Origin of the sequence: Micromonospora sp. NPDC050795 (genome assembly GCF_044456785.1) — a bacterium.
GTDB lineage: Bacteria > Actinomycetota > Actinomycetes > Mycobacteriales > Micromonosporaceae > Micromonospora.
In genome coordinates this window covers 1-15,562 of record NZ_JBITGE010000013.1, presented here as the reverse complement: position 1 = coordinate 15,562, position 15,562 = coordinate 1, and the positions used below count along the sequence as shown (strand labels likewise).

The 15,562-nt window shown below is 72.4% G+C and carries 16 protein-coding genes; 8 read left to right on the top strand and 8 right to left on the bottom strand.

The features are described 5' to 3' along the window. Window positions 1–6: 6 nt before the first annotated feature. Window positions 7–1,188, top strand: a complete 1,182-nt coding sequence (locus tag ACIBEF_RS13825; protein WP_396793713.1) for an acetoin utilization protein AcuC — start codon at window positions 7–9, stop codon at window positions 1,186–1,188. Between the two features lie 13 nt (window positions 1,189–1,201). After that, window positions 1,202–3,757, top strand: a complete 2,556-nt coding sequence (locus tag ACIBEF_RS13820; protein WP_396793712.1) for a GNAT family N-acetyltransferase — start codon at window positions 1,202–1,204, stop codon at window positions 3,755–3,757. A gap of 11 nt (window positions 3,758–3,768) precedes the next feature. On the opposite strand, the gene ACIBEF_RS13815 is transcribed toward ACIBEF_RS13820, so the two are convergent. Then, window positions 3,769–4,176: a VOC family protein gene (locus tag ACIBEF_RS13815; protein ID WP_393225365.1), complete on the bottom strand. Its 408-nt coding sequence runs from the start codon at window positions 4,174–4,176 to the stop codon at window positions 3,769–3,771. Between the two features lie 101 nt (window positions 4,177–4,277). After that, complete coding sequence (gene sigB / locus ACIBEF_RS13810; protein WP_396793711.1) at window positions 4,278–5,294, bottom strand: RNA polymerase sigma factor SigB; 1,017 nt, start codon at window positions 5,292–5,294, stop codon at window positions 4,278–4,280. A 232-nt stretch (window positions 5,295–5,526) separates the two neighbouring features. Between sigB and ACIBEF_RS13805 the strand changes: the two genes are divergently transcribed. After that, on the top strand, window positions 5,527–6,315 hold the full coding sequence (locus tag ACIBEF_RS13805; protein ID WP_355009936.1) for a sporulation protein: 789 nt from the start codon (window positions 5,527–5,529) through the stop codon (window positions 6,313–6,315). A gap of 135 nt (window positions 6,316–6,450) precedes the next feature. Here ACIBEF_RS13805 and dtd read toward each other — a convergent pair whose 3' ends face one another. Both dtd and ACIBEF_RS13795 read right to left on the bottom strand, forming a co-directional pair. Beyond that, on the bottom strand, window positions 6,451–6,873 hold the full coding sequence (gene dtd, locus ACIBEF_RS13800) for a D-aminoacyl-tRNA deacylase (RefSeq protein ID WP_396793710.1): 423 nt from the start codon (window positions 6,871–6,873) through the stop codon (window positions 6,451–6,453). Continuing rightward, complete coding sequence (locus ACIBEF_RS13795) at window positions 6,873–8,357, bottom strand: methyltransferase (RefSeq protein ID WP_396793709.1); 1,485 nt, start codon at window positions 8,355–8,357, stop codon at window positions 6,873–6,875. The genes dtd and ACIBEF_RS13795 overlap by 1 nt, the downstream gene beginning before the upstream one ends. Window positions 8,358–8,452: 95 nt before the next feature. Here ACIBEF_RS13795 and ACIBEF_RS13790 point away from each other — a divergent pair, with 95 nt between their 5' ends. Next, a complete protein-coding gene (locus ACIBEF_RS13790; RefSeq protein WP_396793812.1) occupies window positions 8,453–9,043 on the top strand; it encodes an HhH-GPD-type base excision DNA repair protein in 591 nt (196 codons plus the stop codon). A gap of 28 nt (window positions 9,044–9,071) precedes the next feature. Here the strand turns inward: ACIBEF_RS13790 and ACIBEF_RS13785 are convergent, their stop codons facing one another. Together ACIBEF_RS13785 and ACIBEF_RS13780 are read right to left on the bottom strand one after the other, a co-directional pair. Continuing rightward, the gene (locus ACIBEF_RS13785) at window positions 9,072–9,383 is read right to left on the bottom strand and encodes a hypothetical protein (RefSeq protein ID WP_124858894.1); all 312 of its coding nucleotides are present in this window, start codon (window positions 9,381–9,383) and stop codon (window positions 9,072–9,074) included. Window positions 9,384–9,400: 17 nt separating this feature from the next. Further along, window positions 9,401–9,685, bottom strand: coding sequence for a hypothetical protein (locus ACIBEF_RS13780; RefSeq protein WP_030489374.1), 285 nt, complete (start codon window positions 9,683–9,685; stop codon window positions 9,401–9,403). A 104-nt stretch (window positions 9,686–9,789) separates the two neighbouring features. On the opposite strand from ACIBEF_RS13780, the gene ACIBEF_RS13775 reads away from it, so the two are divergent. Continuing rightward, a complete protein-coding gene (locus tag ACIBEF_RS13775; protein ID WP_396793708.1) occupies window positions 9,790–10,149 on the top strand; it encodes a DUF3099 domain-containing protein in 360 nt (119 codons plus the stop codon). A 53-nt stretch (window positions 10,150–10,202) separates the two neighbouring features. On the opposite strand, the gene ACIBEF_RS13770 is transcribed toward ACIBEF_RS13775, so the two are convergent. Both ACIBEF_RS13770 and ACIBEF_RS13765 read right to left on the bottom strand, forming a co-directional pair. After that, window positions 10,203–11,102: a carbohydrate kinase family protein gene (locus tag ACIBEF_RS13770; protein ID WP_396793707.1), complete on the bottom strand. Its 900-nt coding sequence runs from the start codon at window positions 11,100–11,102 to the stop codon at window positions 10,203–10,205. Then, entirely contained in the window at window positions 11,099–12,034 is a 936-nt protein-coding gene (locus ACIBEF_RS13765; RefSeq protein WP_396793706.1) for a pseudouridine-5'-phosphate glycosidase, read from the bottom strand. The genes ACIBEF_RS13770 and ACIBEF_RS13765 overlap by 4 nt, the downstream gene beginning before the upstream one ends. Before the next feature lie 88 nt (window positions 12,035–12,122). On the opposite strand from ACIBEF_RS13765, the gene ACIBEF_RS13760 reads away from it, so the two are divergent. The 3 genes from ACIBEF_RS13760 to ACIBEF_RS13750 all read left to right on the top strand — a co-directional run bounded on the left by ACIBEF_RS13760 (window position 12,123) and on the right by ACIBEF_RS13750 (window position 14,968). After that, on the top strand, window positions 12,123–12,341 hold the full coding sequence (locus tag ACIBEF_RS13760; protein WP_007456912.1) for a DUF3039 domain-containing protein: 219 nt from the start codon (window positions 12,123–12,125) through the stop codon (window positions 12,339–12,341). A 40-nt stretch (window positions 12,342–12,381) separates the two neighbouring features. After that, window positions 12,382–13,044: a trimeric intracellular cation channel family protein gene (locus tag ACIBEF_RS13755; protein WP_396793705.1), complete on the top strand. Its 663-nt coding sequence runs from the start codon at window positions 12,382–12,384 to the stop codon at window positions 13,042–13,044. A 190-nt stretch (window positions 13,045–13,234) separates the two neighbouring features. Next, complete coding sequence (locus tag ACIBEF_RS13750) at window positions 13,235–14,968, top strand: DEAD/DEAH box helicase (protein ID WP_396793704.1); 1,734 nt, start codon at window positions 13,235–13,237, stop codon at window positions 14,966–14,968. The last annotated feature ends 594 nt before the right edge of the window (window positions 14,969–15,562 follow it).

The following is a 15,562-nucleotide window of genomic DNA, read 5'->3' as shown; positions in this document are numbered from 1 at the left end:
GGGCTCATGTCCGACGACACTGTGGTGGTGTGGGACGAGTCGCTGCTCGCCTACGACATGGGTGACCATCCACTCGACCCGGTCCGGGTGGAGCTGACCATCGCGCTCGCCCGCGAGCTGGGCATCCTGAATCGGCCAGGGGTGCGGATGGTCAAGCCGGAGCCCGCCGACGACGCCCTGCTCACCCGGGTGCACGCGCCGGCCTACCTCGCCGCGGTGCGCAACGCGCCGCGCGACCCGCTCTTCGCCGGGTACGGGCTGGGCACCTCCGACAACCCGGTCTTCGAGGGTATGCACGAGTCCAGCGCGCTCATCGCCGGCGCGACGGTTGCCGCCGCCGAGGCGGTCTGGCGCGGCGATGCCCGGCGGGCGGTGAACGTGGCCGGTGGGCTGCACCACGCGATGTCCGCCCGCGCCTCCGGCTTCTGTGTCTACAACGACCCCGCGGTGGCCATCGCCCGCCTGCTCGACCTGGGCGCCGAGCGGGTCGCGTACGTGGACGTCGACGTGCACCACGGCGACGGCGTGCAGGACATCTTCTGGAACGACCCGCGGGTGCTGACGGTCAGCCTGCACGAGACCCCGCTGGCGCTCTTCCCGGGCACGGGTTTCCCGGACGAGACGGGTGGGCCGGGTGCGCAGGGCACCGCCGTCAACATGCCGTTGCCGCCGGGCGTCGACGACAGCGGCTGGCAGCGCGCCTTCCACGCGACGGTGCCGTCGGTGCTGCGCGCGTTCAAGCCGCAGGTGCTGGTCAGCCAGTGTGGCGCTGACGGCCACCGGCTGGATCCGCTCGCCGATCTCAACCTGACGGTGGACGGGCAGCGGGCCACCTACCTGGCGCTGCGCGCGCTCGCCGACGAGCTGTGCGACGGCCGGTGGGTGGCCACCGGCGGCGGCGGGTACGCGCTCGTCGAGGTCGTGCCCCGGGCCTGGAGTCACCTGCTGGCAGTGGCCACCGGTGACCCGATCGACCCGGCCACGCTCACCCCACCCGCGTGGCGGGACCTGGTCACCTCCCGAGGTCTGGGCCGGGAGGTGCCGCTGCGGATGACCGACGATGCCGACCCGTCGTACGAGCCGTGGCAGCCGACCGGCGAGCCGAACGCGGTGGACCGGGCGATCGCGGCCACCCGCAAGAAGGTCTTCCCGCTGCTCGGGCTCGACCCGCACGATCCGCGGGACTGAGCCGGGCCGTTCGGTGACGAGTCTGGACCAGCCGGTCGACGTGCTGCTCAGCGATGGCAGCACGGTCCAGTTGCGACCGATCGACCCGGCCGACGCGCCGGGCATCGTGGCGATGCACAGCCGGTTCTCCGAGCGCACCCGCTACCTGCGGTACTTCTCGCCGTACCCACGCATCCCGGAACGGGATCTGATCCGTTTCGTCACGGTGGACCACCACGACCGGGAGGCGTTCGTGGTGCTGGCCGCCGACCAGATCGTCGCGGTCGGTCGGTACGAGCGGCTCGGCCCGCAGGCCCCCGAGGCGGAGGTGGCCTTCGTGGTGGAGGACGCCTACCAGGGGCGGGGGATCGGCTCGGTGCTGATGGAGCACCTGGCCGACGCGGCCCGCCGCAACGACATCATGAGCTTCGTCGCGGAGGTGCTGCCGGCCAACGGGACGATGCTGCGGGTCTTCGCCGACTTCGGCTACCAGGTCCAGCGCGAGTACGCCGACGGCGTGGTCCACCTGAGCTTCCCCATCGCGCCCACCGAGGCCAGCCTGGAGGTGCAGCGCGGCCGGGAGCACCGCACCGAGGCCCGCTCGATCGCCCGGCTGCTCTCCCCGCGCGGCATCGTCGTCTACGGCGCCAGCGCCACCGGCCAGGGCGTCGGCGCGGCGGTGCTCGGGCACCTGCGCGACGCTGGATTCACCGGTGCGGTGGTGCCGGTGCATCCGAGCGCGTCGACAGTGGCGGGCCTCCCCGCGTACCCGTCGGCTGTTGCTGCCGGAGCGCCGGTGGACCTGGCGGTGGTGGCGGTCCCACCGGAGGCGGCGACCGCTGTGGTCGCCGACGCCGCCGCCGCGGGGGTGCACGGCCTGGTGGTCATCTCGGCCGGCTTCGCCGAGGCCGGCGGCGAGGGCGCGGCCACCCAGCGGGCGCTGGTCCGCGCGGCGCACGCGGCCGGCATGCGGGTCGTCGGCCCGAACTGCCTGGGCGTGGCCAACACCGACCCGACGGTACGCCTCAACGCCACCCTCGCTCCGGCGTTGCCGCCGGCCGGCCGGGTCGGCATCTTCAGTCAGTCCGGTGCGTTCGGGGTGGCGCTGCTCGCCGAGGCGGACCGACGGGGCCTCGGGCTGTCCAGCTTCGTCTCGGCCGGCAACCGGGCCGACGTCTCCGGCAACGACCTCCTGCAGTACTGGCAGGACGACCCCGGCACCGACGTGATCATGCTCTACCTGGAGACCTTCGGGAACCCGCGCAAGTTCGCCCGGCTGGCCCGGCGGATCGGCCGGGCCAAACCGGTGGTCGCGCTCGCCTCGCCGGCCCGACCGCCAGGGGTCGGTGACGCCGTCGGGCCGGACGAGGTGGCGGTGGCGGCGCTCTTCGCCCAGTCCGGGGTGATTCGGGTGGACACCGTGCCGGAGCTGCTCGACGTGGGTGTACTGCTGGCCAACCAGCCGCTGCCGGCCGGCGGCCGGGTCGGTGTGGTCGGCAACTCCTCGGCCCTCACCGGGCTCGCCGCGACCGCCTGCGTCGGGCACGGACTGAGCGTGGCCGACGGTTATCCCCGCGACGTCGGGCCGAGCGCCGGTGCCGCCGAGTTCGCCGCCGCGCTCGCCGAGACGACCGCCGACGAACGGGTGGACGCCCTGGTGGTGGTCTTCGCCCCGCCGCTTCCCGGCCAGCTGACCGAGGTGGACGCCGACGTGACCGCCGCGCTGCCGGCCGCCCTCGTGTTGGGCAAGCCGACAGTGGCGACGTTCCTGGTCGGGCGGCTGCCACCGGGGGTGCCGGCGTACGGCGGCGTGGAGGAGGCGGTCCACGCGCTCGCCCGCTCCCACCGGTACGCCGAATGGCTCCGCCGCCCGCCCGGGGTGGCACCGGAGCTGCCCGACGTCGATCGGGCCGCCGCGCAGGCCGCGCTGCGGGCCGACGGGACCGACCCGGGTGCGCTGCTGGCCGCGTACGGCATCGACGTGGTGGCCTCGGTGTCTGTCGACTCGGTCGACGCTGCTGTCGACGCGGCGGCGCGGCTGGGCTTCCCGGTTGCGCTCAAGGCGGCCGCTCCCGGGCTGCGGCACCGACTCGACCTTGGCGCGGTCCGGCTGGACCTGCCCGACGAGCCGACCCTCCGCCGGGCGTACACCGACCTGGCGGCGACCTTCGGCGCGGACGCGCTGGTGCAGCCGATGGTCCCGCCCGGCGTGGCCTGCGTGGTGGAGGTGGTGGAAGACCCCGCGTTCGGGCCGGTGGTGGGCTTCGGTCTGGGAGGCGTCGCCACCGAGCTGCTCGGCGATCGGGCCTGGCGGGCGGTGCCGTTGACCGACACCGACGCGGCCGAGCTGGTCGACGAGCCTCGGGCGGCACCGCTGCTGCGCGGGCACCGGGGAGCCGCGCCGGTCGACCGGGCGGCCCTGGCCGATCTGCTGCTACGGGTGGGTCAGCTCGCCGACGAACAACCCCGGGTGCGCTCGCTGACCCTCAACCCGGTGCTCGCCCGCCCGGACGGCATCTCGATCCTGCACGCGCAGGTGGGGGTGGGTGGCGTCGTCGCCCGCCCGGACACCGGCCCCCGCCGCCTGTGAGCTTTGCCCAGTCAGGCGCGGCTGGAGATCTGCTGGACGCCCCAGGTGTTGCCGTCCGGGTCGGCGAAGAAGACGAAGCCCACGTTGTCCAGTGGATCCGGCACCGGCCGGGGGTTCTGACCGACCACCTGGATCTCGCTGACCTCCACACCCCGTTCGACCAGCTCCTCGTGGGCGCGCTTCAGGTCGGGCACCACCAGTTGCAGGCCCTTGAGGGAGCCGGGCGGCATCTCCGGGACGACGCCCTTGCCGATCACGACCGAGCAGCCCGAGCCGGGTGGCGTCAGCTGGACGATGCGCGCGTCGTCATTGATCACGGTGTCGTGGTCCACAGTGAAGCCGAGCTGCTCGGCGTAGAACTTCTTCGCCCGGTCCACGTCGGAGACCGGCACGATCACCACTTCGAGTGTCCAGTTCAACGTCGTTCTCCTCGGTCGTCGGACGGTGTCCCCAGTCAAGCACCCCGACAGCACGGAAGGCCCCGGCGAACCGCCGGGGCCTTCCGTGGGAACCGGGTGCGTCAGCAGGCGTACGCCTCCAGGCGCTGGGCCCGCTCCGGGGCGCGCAGCTTCAGCAGCGTCACCTTCTCGATCTGCCGGATCCGCTCCCGGGACAGGCCGAACTCCCGACCGACCTCGTCCAGGGTGCGCTGACGGCCGTCGTCCAGGCCGAACCGGAGGCGGATGACCGCCTGTTCCCGCTGGGACAGGGTCGAGAGCACGATGCTGACCTCGTTGCGCAGCTCGCCCTGGGCGGCGGCGTCGCCCGGCTCGGTGCGCGGGTCCACCGAGGCCACGAAGTCGCCGAGCGCGCTCTCACCGTCGTCGCCGACGGCCTGGTCCAGGCTGACCGGCTCCCGGTCGTAGGAGATCAGCTCGATGACCTGGATCTCGGGGACCTCCAGCGCGCGGGCCACCTCGGCGACAGTCGGTTCGCGGCCCAGCGTCACCGCCAGTTCGCGGCGGGCCCGGACCATCCGGTTGACCTGCTCGACCATGTGCACGGGAATGCGGATGGTGCGGGCCTGGTCGGCCATCGCGCGGGTGATGGCCTGCCGGATCCACCAGGTGGCGTACGTGGAGAACTTGTAGCCCTTGGCGTAGTCGAACTTCTCCACGGCCCGGATCAGACCGAGGTTGCCCTCCTGAATCAGGTCGAGAAACGCCATGCCACGGCCCGTGTAGCGCTTGGCGATGCTGACCACCAGCCGCAGGTTCGCCTCCAACAGGTGGTCCTTGGCCGCCCGGCCCTCGGCGACGATCAGCTCCAGGTCGGCTCGCAGCTCCGCGGAGACCGGGGTGCAGGTGGCCAGCTTCTCGTCGGCGAACAGGCCGGCCTCGATGCGCCGGGCCAGGTCGACCTCCTGCGCGGCGGTCAGCAGCTTCGTCCGGCCGATTCCGTTGAGGTAGGCCCGGACCAGGTCGGTGGAGATGCCGCGCTCGTCGGTGGCGTCCAGGTCGACGAGGGCCTCGGAGGCCCCGTCAGTGTCGGTCGTGGTGGCCGGGCGCGTCCGGTGTTCCGTCATCTGCAGAACCATCTCTGTCTCTCCCCGTTTCCACGTCGGTGCCGTGTTCCCGGCCCAGTGGTGCCGGTGTGACAACAGCTTGGCGGGCGGGGCGTAAAACGGGAGTGAGGCGATCGGGCACCCGACAGGAATCGCGTCGGATCACTGGTGCGGTGTGTCGTCGGAGTGTGTGGTTGCCCGCCCCGGCTACGTTGCGGACGGCTGGCCACCTCTGGCCAGCCGGAAACGACAGTTGGAGGACGGTGTGGTCTTCAAGCGGCTCATGAAGGCGATGGGCGTCGGTGGTCCGTCGGTGGAGACGGTGCTGGCCAACCCGAACTGCCGCCCTGGCGGCCAGTTGGAGGGCCGGATCCAGGTGCTGGGCGGCGACCACCAGGTCGACATCGACCACGTCACCCTCGGCCTGGTCACCCGGGTCGAGGTGGAGAGCGGTGACAACGACTACGACACCACTCAGGAGTTCCACCGCCAGCAGGTCACCGGCGCGTTCCGGCTGGAGCCGGGGCAGCGCTACGACCTTCCGTTCCGCTTCGACGTGCCGTGGGAGACACCGGTCACCGAGCTGTGCGGGCAGCACCTGCACGGGATGACGATGGGCCTGCGTACCGAGCTGGAGGTCGCCCGCGCGGTCGACAAGGGGGACCTGGACGCCGTGTCGGTGCATCCGCTGCCAGCGCAGGAGCGACTGCTGGACGCGCTGCTGCGGCTGGGATTCCGGTTCGCGCGCGCCGATGTGGAGCGCGGTCACATCTACGGGGTACGCCAGACCTTGCCGTTCTACCAGGAGATCGAGTTCAGCCCGGCGCCGCAGTACGCCCGCTCGATCAACCAGTTGGAGGTCACCTTCATCGCCGACGCCCAGCAGATGCAGGTGGTGCTGGAGGTCGACAAGCGTGGCGGCGTCTTCACCGAGGGCCGGGACGCCTTCGGTCGGTTCACCGTCGACCACGCCACCGCCGACCGCACCGACTGGACCGCCGAACTCGACAACTGGCTCCGCCAGTCCCTGACCCGCCGAGGCCTCTTCTCCTAAACACACCCCCTCTTTTTGCGCGTTGATCATGAAGTTATTGCCACGACACGCCGAGGCGAAGGGCAATAACTTCATGATCAACGGAGGGGGGTGGGGCCGGGTGGGGTGGGGCGGGGTGGGGCCGGGTGGGTGGGGTTAGAGGTCTAGGAGGAGGGTTTGGGGGCCTATGTTGGTGCTTTCCACCACCATGTGGGCGCGGAAGCGACCGGTCTCCACCTTCGCTGCTCGTTCGCGGAGGGCGTCGACCACCGCTGTCACCAGTGGCTCGGCGACCTCGGCGGGGGCGGCGGCGGACCAGCTCGGCCGGCGACCCTTGCGGGCATCGCCGTAGAGGGTGAACTGGCTGACCACCAGGATCGGCGCGCCGGTGTCGGCGGCGGACCGCTCCCCGTCCAGGATGCGTACCTCGTGCACCTTGCGGGCCATCGTCCGAGCCGTGTCCGGGGTGTCGGTGTGGGTCACGCCGAGCAGCACCAGCAGGCCGTTCTCGATCGCACCGACCACCTCGCCGTCCACCGTCACGCTGGCCCGCCCGACGGTCTGCACCACCGCCCGCATCAGGCGTTCACCGGCTCGATGAAGCCGCGCTCCACCAGGTGCGCCACGATCGGGCCGGCGGCCTCGGCCATCTCGTCGGGCTCGACGTCGTGCGCGGCGGCGAGCAGGGCGAGCTGGTCACGCAGCGGCAGCCGGCCGTCGGCGCCACCGACCAGCGCCAGTACCAGCGGGTCGATCTCCTCGGTCCAGCGCAGGCCGTGCGGCATCGCGAGGACCTGGCGGTCCACCCCCCAGCCCTCGTCGCCCATGGTGGCCTCCTGTCGCAGTTGGAGGCCCTCGGCGGCCCGGTAGCGCTCGGCGAGCAACGCTGCGGTGTCGCGTACCCGGAGGAAGTCCTGGCGGTCGAACCAGGCGGCGACCTGATCGCCCAGCGGCGGCTGCACCTGCTGGCGCAGATCCTCCACCCGGACCACCGGGTCGGCATGCCCGCCACGACGCAGCGACACGATGCCGAAGCCGATGCCCTCCACCTTGTGCGCGTCGAACCAGTCCAGCCAGGCGGCCATCCGCTGCGGGTCGGCGGTCTCGGCGGCGTCGGTGAGCCACAGGTCGACGTACGCCATCGGGTCGGCCACCTCACGTTGGATCACCCAGGCGTCCAGGCCGGTCCCGGCGAACCAGCCGGCCACCCGCTCGTCCCACTCCTCGCCGGCGACGTGCACCCAGTTGGCCAGGTACTGCATGGTGCCGCCGTCGGTGAGCAGGCCCGGGGCGGCGGCGGCCAGCTCGGCGCCGATCGCGTCACCGACCCGCCCGGAGTCGCGGTACACGTGCGTGGTGGTGCCCGGGCCGACCACGAACGGTGGGTTGCTCACCACCAGGTCGAACCGCCGACCGGCCACCGGGGCGACCAGGTCGCCGCGGAGCAGCTCCCAGTCCTGACCGTTGAGCGCGGCGGTGGTCGCGGCGAAGCGCAGCGCCCGCTCGGAGAGGTCGGTGGCGGTCACCGAGTCGGCGTGCGTGCCCAGGTGCAGGGCCTGGACGCCGGAGCCGGTGCCCAGGTCCAGCGCGGTGCCGACCGGTCGGCGCACGGTCGCGCCGATCAGCGTGTGGGTGGCCCCACCGATCCCGAGGACGTGCTCGGTGTGCAACGGTCGACCCGGGCGGGCGCTGGCCGGCACGTCGGCGAGCACCCACCAGTCCTCGCCGTACGGCTCCAGGTCGACGCCGGCACGCAGGCCGTCGCCGTACCGCTCGACCAGCCCGCCGGCGAGGGCCTCCGCCAGGCTCAGCGGTGTCAGCGCGGCGGCCACCGCTTCCTCCGGCTCGGTCTGGTCGCAGATGAACACCCGGATCAGGGTGCCGAGCGGGTCGCCGTCCTCGGTGGCGCGCAGCGCGGCCCGGTAGTCGTTGCGGGCGAGCGCCGCGGTCGCCTGCGCGCCCAGCCGCTCGGCGATGCCGTGGCTGGTGAAACCGGTCCGGGTCAGCGCGGTGCGCAGCGCGTCGACACCGGCGGGGGAGAGCAGCATGTCGTGTTCGTCCACCCCGACATCCTGCCTTCCGTCGCGTCCCGGGTCAGCGTCACCCGCCGGAAGGTGTCGGAGCGTCGGTGTCCGCCCGGATCGGTGCGCCGGGCAGGATGGTCGGCATGACGCTCGTGCTGCCCATCGACCCCGAAGCGAACCGGCTGCTGGAGCGCAGCCCACTGGCCCTGCTCCTCGGCATGGTCCTGGACCAACAGGTGCCGATGGAGAAGGCGTTCTCCTCGCCGTACGTGCTGGCGCAGCGGCTCGGCCATGAGCTGGACGCGGCGGAGCTGGCCGGGCACGACCCGGAGGCCTTGGTCGCGCTCTTCGCCCAGCCGCCTGCGCTGCACCGGTTCCCCAAGGCCATGGCGGCCCGGGTGCAGGAGGTCTGCCAGGTGCTGGTGGAGCGGTACGACGGTGACGCCGCGCTGCTCTGGGCCGAGGTCGCCGACGGGCCGGAGTTGCTGCGCCGGGTCTCCGCGCTGCCCGGCTTCGGTAAGCAGAAGGCCCAGATCTTCGTGGCCCTGCTCGGCAAGCGGTTCGGGGTGACCCCGCAGGACTGGCGGAAGGCGGCCGGGGACTACGGCGATCCGGGCGCCTACCGGTCGGTGGCCGACGTCACCGACGCCGATTCGCTGCGTCGGGTGCGGGAGTTCAAGCAGCAGATGAAGGCGGCGGCCAAGGCGAAGACCGCCGGCGGCTGACCAACCGGCCAGGTGAGGGGTTGTCTGCTCAGGCGGCGGTGGGGTGCGCCAGCGAGGCCAGCGCGCGTCGGACGTCGGCCAGCGAGACGGTCGCCGAGTCGTCCAGGTCGGCCAGGCCGGCCTCGATCCACTGGCGCATCAGCGTGGTGACCCCGATGCCCCGGGCGTCGGCGGCAGCACGGACCCGCTCGTAGGTGTCCAGTGGCAGCCGCACCGAGCGGCTCACCATCGGCACGTCGCTGTCGGGGGTGGGCAGCTCCGCCGCCGGGCTCTCGTCGATCAGCTCGGCGATCCGTTCGCCGCCGCCGTGGAACTGCTTGGTCGCGTCGTTACGGTGCATCGTCACGGCCTCCTCATCTACCGAGATCTCCGCACGGCCTCGTCGTAGCGCTTCGACTCGACGTCGCTCAACTCGCGGGCGGAGAGAATGTCCCAGTCGTTGTCGGTGCCATCGGCCTCGGCGAGCAGCACCGCCAGCCTGCGGCCCCGACGGGCGGCGGCGTAGACCACCATCACGTCGTCACCCAGATGACGGATGACCCGTCGGGCGCTGTGCAGCGCCTCCCAGACTTCCCCGGGTGTGACGTCGTAGACCCTCAGGTTGGCCAACGCCTCGTCGGTGAAGCTGAACCTGCTGCCCACATCGCGGAGCGTACCACGCACGTAACACGTCGCGGGATGGGTCGAAGTTCGCTGATCACGGACCTGCGGTGACAGGATGAGGCGTAACCCCCTCGAGGAGGTCCATGGTGAAGCGTCAGGCGTACCAGCCGATTCTGATCACCGACGCCTCGCGCAGCCAGGACGATCAGCTCAACAGTCGCCAGCGCCGCTATGTCCTGATGATGGGCATCCGGGTGCTGTGCATCATCGTCGGCGCGATCCTGGTCGGTGCGAACGCCCCACTGCTCTGGCTCTGGCTGCCACTGTGCGGCCTCGGCATGGTGCTCATCCCCTGGCTGGCCGTGCTGCTGGCCAACGACCGGCCGCCGAAGGAAGAGCACCGGCTGGCCAACCGGTTCCACCCCCGTCAGCAGGACGACACCCCACCGATAAGCCTCGCCGCCGAGGAGCGCCCACACAAGGTCATCGACGCCGAACCCTGACCCGCGAACGGGCCAGGGTTCGAGCGGCCGGGGAGGTGGCCGTGCGCCGGCCGCTACGCCTGTGGCCGAGCTCCGGCGGTGGAGACGGCCAGTGCGCCCAGGTCGGTGGCGCGACCCAGTGCCGCGGTCGGAGTGGCACCCGCGAGCCACGCGGTGAGCAGACCGGCCGCGAAGGCGTCGCCCGCACCCGTGACGTCCACCACCGCCACCCGGTTGGCCGGCGCCACGCAGACCGGCGTGGTGCGATCCACCCAGACCGCGCCGGCCGCACCGCGCTTCACCACCACCCGTCGAGCCGTCGCCGACAGCGCCCGCCCCTGCGCCGCCGGGTCCAGGCCGCCGGCCAGCACCGTGGCCTCGTCCGCGTTGACCAGGAGCAGGTCGATGTCGCGTACCCAACTCAGGAACACCGCCGCGCCGACCCGCCGCAACGGCGCCGCGGAGGCTGCGTCGACGCTGATGGTGAGCCCGCGCTCGCGGGCGGAGGCCAACGCCCGCAGCCCCGCGCCGCGCGACTCCGCGTCCAACAGGGTGTACGCGGACAGGTGCAGATGCCCAGCGTCGGGCACCGCCGCGAGGGCCTGCTCGACGTGCGCGGCGCTCAGCCGCAGGTTCGCGCCCCGCTGGCTGACCATGGTGCGCTCGTCGTCGGCGGCCAACACGATGACAGTGCCGGTCGGGGCGCCGTCGATCCGCTCGATGGCGCAGTCGACGCCGGCCCGTTCCAGCTCGGCCACCCGGTCCCGCCCGGCGTCGTCGTCACCGACGGCCCCCACGAGCGTGACGTCCACCCGCTGCGCGGCTATCCAGGCGGCGGTGTTGGCCGCCTGACCGCCGCCGCCGAGACTGATGGCGGCCCCGGTGTCCGAGCCAGCCGCCAGCGGTCCGGACAACACGGCGACCACGTCAGTGATCACGTCGCCGACGACGACCATCCGGGCCGGTCGGGTCATGCCGGGACGGCGGTGCCGCGGGCCACCGAGGCGACCGCGATCCGCGCGGCCAGGTCGGCGTTGCGCAGGATGATCCGTACGTTCACCGCCAGGCTCGCGCCCTCGGTTGCCGAGTGGAAGTGCGCGAGCAGGTACGGCGTGACGGCCTTTCCGGTGATGCCGTCCCGCTCCAGCAGGGCCAGGCCCTCGGTGAGAGTCCGGTCGTGCAACTCCGGGTCGAGCTGCTCGTCGACCGGCAGCGGGTTGGCGATGAGCAGCCCGCCGGTGTGCACGGCGTGTTCGTCCCGGGCGGCGAGCACGGCGGCGACCTGCTCCGGCGAGTCCACCGACCAGTCCAGGTCGAAGCCGGCGTCGGTCAGGTAGAAGCCGGGGAACCGGCGGGTGCGGTAACCGACGACCGCGACCCCGAGGGTCTCCAGGCGCTCCAGAGTCGCGCCCACGTCGAGGATCGACTTGACCCCGGCGCAGACCACAGCGATCGGGGTCTGCGCCAGGGTGACCAGGTCCGCCGACTCGTCGAAGGTGTGCGCGGCCTCCCGGTGCACCCCACCCAGCCCGCCGGTGGCGAACACGCCGATGCCGGCGGCGGCGGCCACCGCACTGGTGGCGGCCACGGTGGTCGCGCCGTCCGCGCCGGTCGCGGCGGCGACCGCGAGGTCGCGGACGGAGAGCTTGGTCACGCCGTCGACCGTGGCCAACCGGGTCAGCTGCGCGTCGTCGAGGCCGACCACCAGCTCACCGGCGATCATGCCGATCGTCGCCGGAACGGCCCCGGCCTCCCGAACCGTCCGCTCGATCTCCCTGGCCACGCGCAGGTTGTCCGGTCGGGGCAACCCGTGCGAGACGATGGTGCTCTCCAGGGCGACGACGGGTCGGCCGTCGCGCTGGGCTTCGGCCACCTCGGTGCCGTAGCTGATGCGAAAGTCAGTCACACGGGCACCGTACGGGGTGGGGCCCCCGCCGGGCTCAAGTGGACCCGGCCGTGATGACCTGCCAAACTTGTCCGTTGGAGGTGCAGACGTGAGCACAGAGGTTCTCGAGCGTCCGGAGCTGAAGGACGCCGACACCGGTCCCGAGATGTTCCATTACGTCCGCAAGGAGAAGATCGCCGAGAGCGCCGTCATGGGCACTTTCGTCGTCGCTCTCTGCGGCGAGACCTTCCCGGTCACCAAGGCGGCCAAGCCGGGATCGCCGGTCTGCCCCAAGTGCAAGGAGATCTACGACTCGTACCGCGAGTGAACCTCGGCCGGTGCTCCGGCCGGCGACGTAGCCTGCGGCGGTGACCACCTCCACCGCCCTGCTCCTCGCCGACCTGACCGGGGTGGCGGTGTTCGCCGCGTCCGGGGCCTCGGCGGCGGTGGCCAAGCGACTGGACCTGTTCGGTGTCGCGTTCGTCGGCTTCGTCGCCGCCCTCGGCGGTGGGATCTTCCGGGACCTGGTCATCGACGAGGTGCCGCCGCTGGCCTTCGCCGACTGGCGGTACGCGGCCACCGCCGCGATCACCGCGCTCGCCGTCTTCTGGCTGCACCCGCAACTGGCCCGACTGCGCACCACGGTGCTGGTGCTGGACGCGGCCGGTCTGGCGCTGTTCACCGTCACCGGCACGCTCAAGGCGCTCGACGCCCGGGTGCCGGCGGTCGGGGCCTGCCTGATCGGCATGCTCACCGCCATCGGCGGCGGGCTCGGCCGCGACCTGCTCACCGCCGAGATCCCGGTCGTGCTGCGCCGGGAGATCTACGCGCTGGCCGCGCTGGCCGGGTCGATCCTGGTGGTGCTGCTGTACGTCACCGGGCAGACCGGGCCCGGCCCGCTCACCGCCGCCGCCGTCCTGGTCTTCGGGCTGCGCCTGATCGCGCTGCGTCGACGCTGGTCCGCGCCGGTGGCGACGCTGCGCCCGCCGCGCGCCGACGGGGCGGATCCGCGCACCGACCGGGACTGGTGAGACGGTCGGGCCGCTGTTCGCTCGGGTGCGGGATTGTGACCAGCGTGGCGTCGCCTGGGCCCGACGGCCCGTGCTGGTTATGCTGAGTCGGCCTTCGCGGCAGCTTCTGCGCGGAGGCGTTTTCATGGGCGGCGGATCCTCGTGGCCCTCGCCCGGGGTCCGCCATCGTGCGGTCGGAGAGGAGCTTCGCGTGGCAGCCCGGACGCCGGTGCTCGAGACGTTCCCGGCGCTACGCGCCTGGCAGCGCAAGGCGATGGTGGAATACCTGCGTCGCCGTACCGAGGACTTCACCGCGGTCGCCACTCCCGGCGCCGGCAAGACCACCTTCGCCCTGCGGATCGCGGCCGAGTTGCTCGGTGACGGCACCGTGGAGGCGGTCACGGTGGTCGCCCCGACCGAGCACCTGAAGAGCCAGTGGGCAGACGCGGCAGCCCGGGTGGGCATCCAACTCGACGCCGCCTTCCGCAACGCCGACCTGCACTCCTCGGCCGATTTCCACGGCGCGGTGATCACCTACGCGCAGGTGGGGATGGCCCCGCAGGTGCACCGACGGCGCACCATGACCCGACGCACCCTGGTCATCCTCGACGAGATCCACCACGCCGGCGACTCCCGCTCCTGGGGCGACGGGGTGAAGAACGCCTTCGAACCCGCCGTACGCCGGCTGATGCTCACCGGGACACCGTTCCGCTCCGACGACAACCCGATCCCGTTCGTCAGCTACGAGCGGGGCGGGGACGGGCTGCTGCGCTCCCGCGCCGACTCGGTGTACGGCTACTCCGACGCGCTGCGCGACGGGGTGGTCCGGCCGGTGCTCTTCCTGGCGTACTCCGGGGAGACCCGCTGGCGTACCAACGCGGGGGACGAGCTGGCCGCCCGGCTGGGCGAGCCGATGACCCAGGACCTGGTGGCCCAGGCGTGGCGTACCGCTCTGGACCCGGCCGGCGACTGGATGCCGCAGGTGCTGCGGGCCGCCGACGCCCGACTCACGGTGCTGCGCAACGCGGGCATGGCCGACGCCGGTGGTCTGATCATCGCCACCGACCAGCAGACCGCCCGCTCGTACGCCAAGCTCATCGAGCAGGTGACCGGTGAGAAGGCCGCCGTGGTGCTCTCCGACGACCAGGGCGCGTCCGCGCGGATCGCGACGTTCGCGGCGTCCGACCAGCGGTGGATGGTCGCGGTGCGGATGGTGTCCGAGGGGGTGGACATCCCACGACTGGCGGTCGGGGTCTACGCCACCAGTGCCAGCACGCCGCTGTACTTCGCCCAGGCGATCGGCCGGTTCGTGCGGGCCCGCCGGCCCGGGGAGACCGCGTCGGTGTTCCTGCCCAGCGTGCCGCACCTGCTCGGGCTGGCCAGCGAGATGGAGACCGAGCGCGACCACGTACTCGGTAAACCCAAGGAAGCCGACGGTTTCGACGACGACCTGTTGGAACGCGCGCAGCGCGACGACCAGGCCAGCGGCGAACTGGAGAAGCGGTTCGCGGCCCTCTCGGCCACCGCCGAGCTGGACCAGGTGATCTTCGACGGCGCGTCGTTCGGCACCGCGGCCCAGGCCGGCACCCCCGAGGAGGAGGAATACCTCGGCCTGCCCGGTCTGCTCACCGCCGACCAGGTTTCGCTCCTGCTCACCAAGCGCCAGGCCGCCCAGCTCGCCGCCCAACGCCGTCGTACGGCCGACGGGGCCGCTCAGCCGGCCGCTGCGGCCACGGCAGCGCCGCCCGCACCCCTGAGCGCCGCCCAGCGTCGCGTGGCGCTCCGGCGCCAACTGAACGCTCTGGTGGCCGCCCGACACCACCGCACCGGTCAGCCGCACGGCAAGATCCATGCCGAGCTGCGTCGGCTCTGCGGCGGGCCGCCGAGCGCCCAGGCCACCATCGAGCAGCTTGAGGAACGCATCGCCACCGTGCAGACCCTCTAGAAGGGGCGTTGGTGGCGGCGGTGTCGCCGCGGGGCGTGTCCCTGTGGCGGGACCGGGTGTTGTCTGCGGCGGGACGTGCCTGCGTGGTGGTTGGTGTTCCTGTTCCTTGGTGTTCCTGTTCCTGTTCCTGCGTGCGGTGTGGTCGCTGTCCGCCCTTGCGCCGTGATCCACTCGGGTTCCTTGAAGACGCGGGGTTCGAGCGAGGTGGAAAGCACGACTTCAAGGAACCCGAGTGGATCAACGGGTGCCTGCTGCGGCTTGCCTGCCCGGAACGGCTGTGGATGCCCCTGTCCGGGCGTCCCGAGTCCCACGATCGCGCACCATCCCGGTTCTAGTGGCTTCCCGGCGTTCGGTGGCCACTACATCCTGGTTCGAGTGCGATCTTGGTGGCCCCGGGGCGTCTAGGCCGGGGTTCCGACCTCCAAAGGGGCGGCGTTCGTCGTCAAGATCTGAGCAGGATCAGGGATGTTGCTGTCTCCGGCGTGTCGGAGGCAGCAGCATCGGGGAAGTTGCTCGGATCTTGGGCGCGGGGCGCGGGGCGCGGGGCGCGGGGCGCGGGGCGCGGGGCGCGGGGCGCGGGGCGCGGGGCGCGGG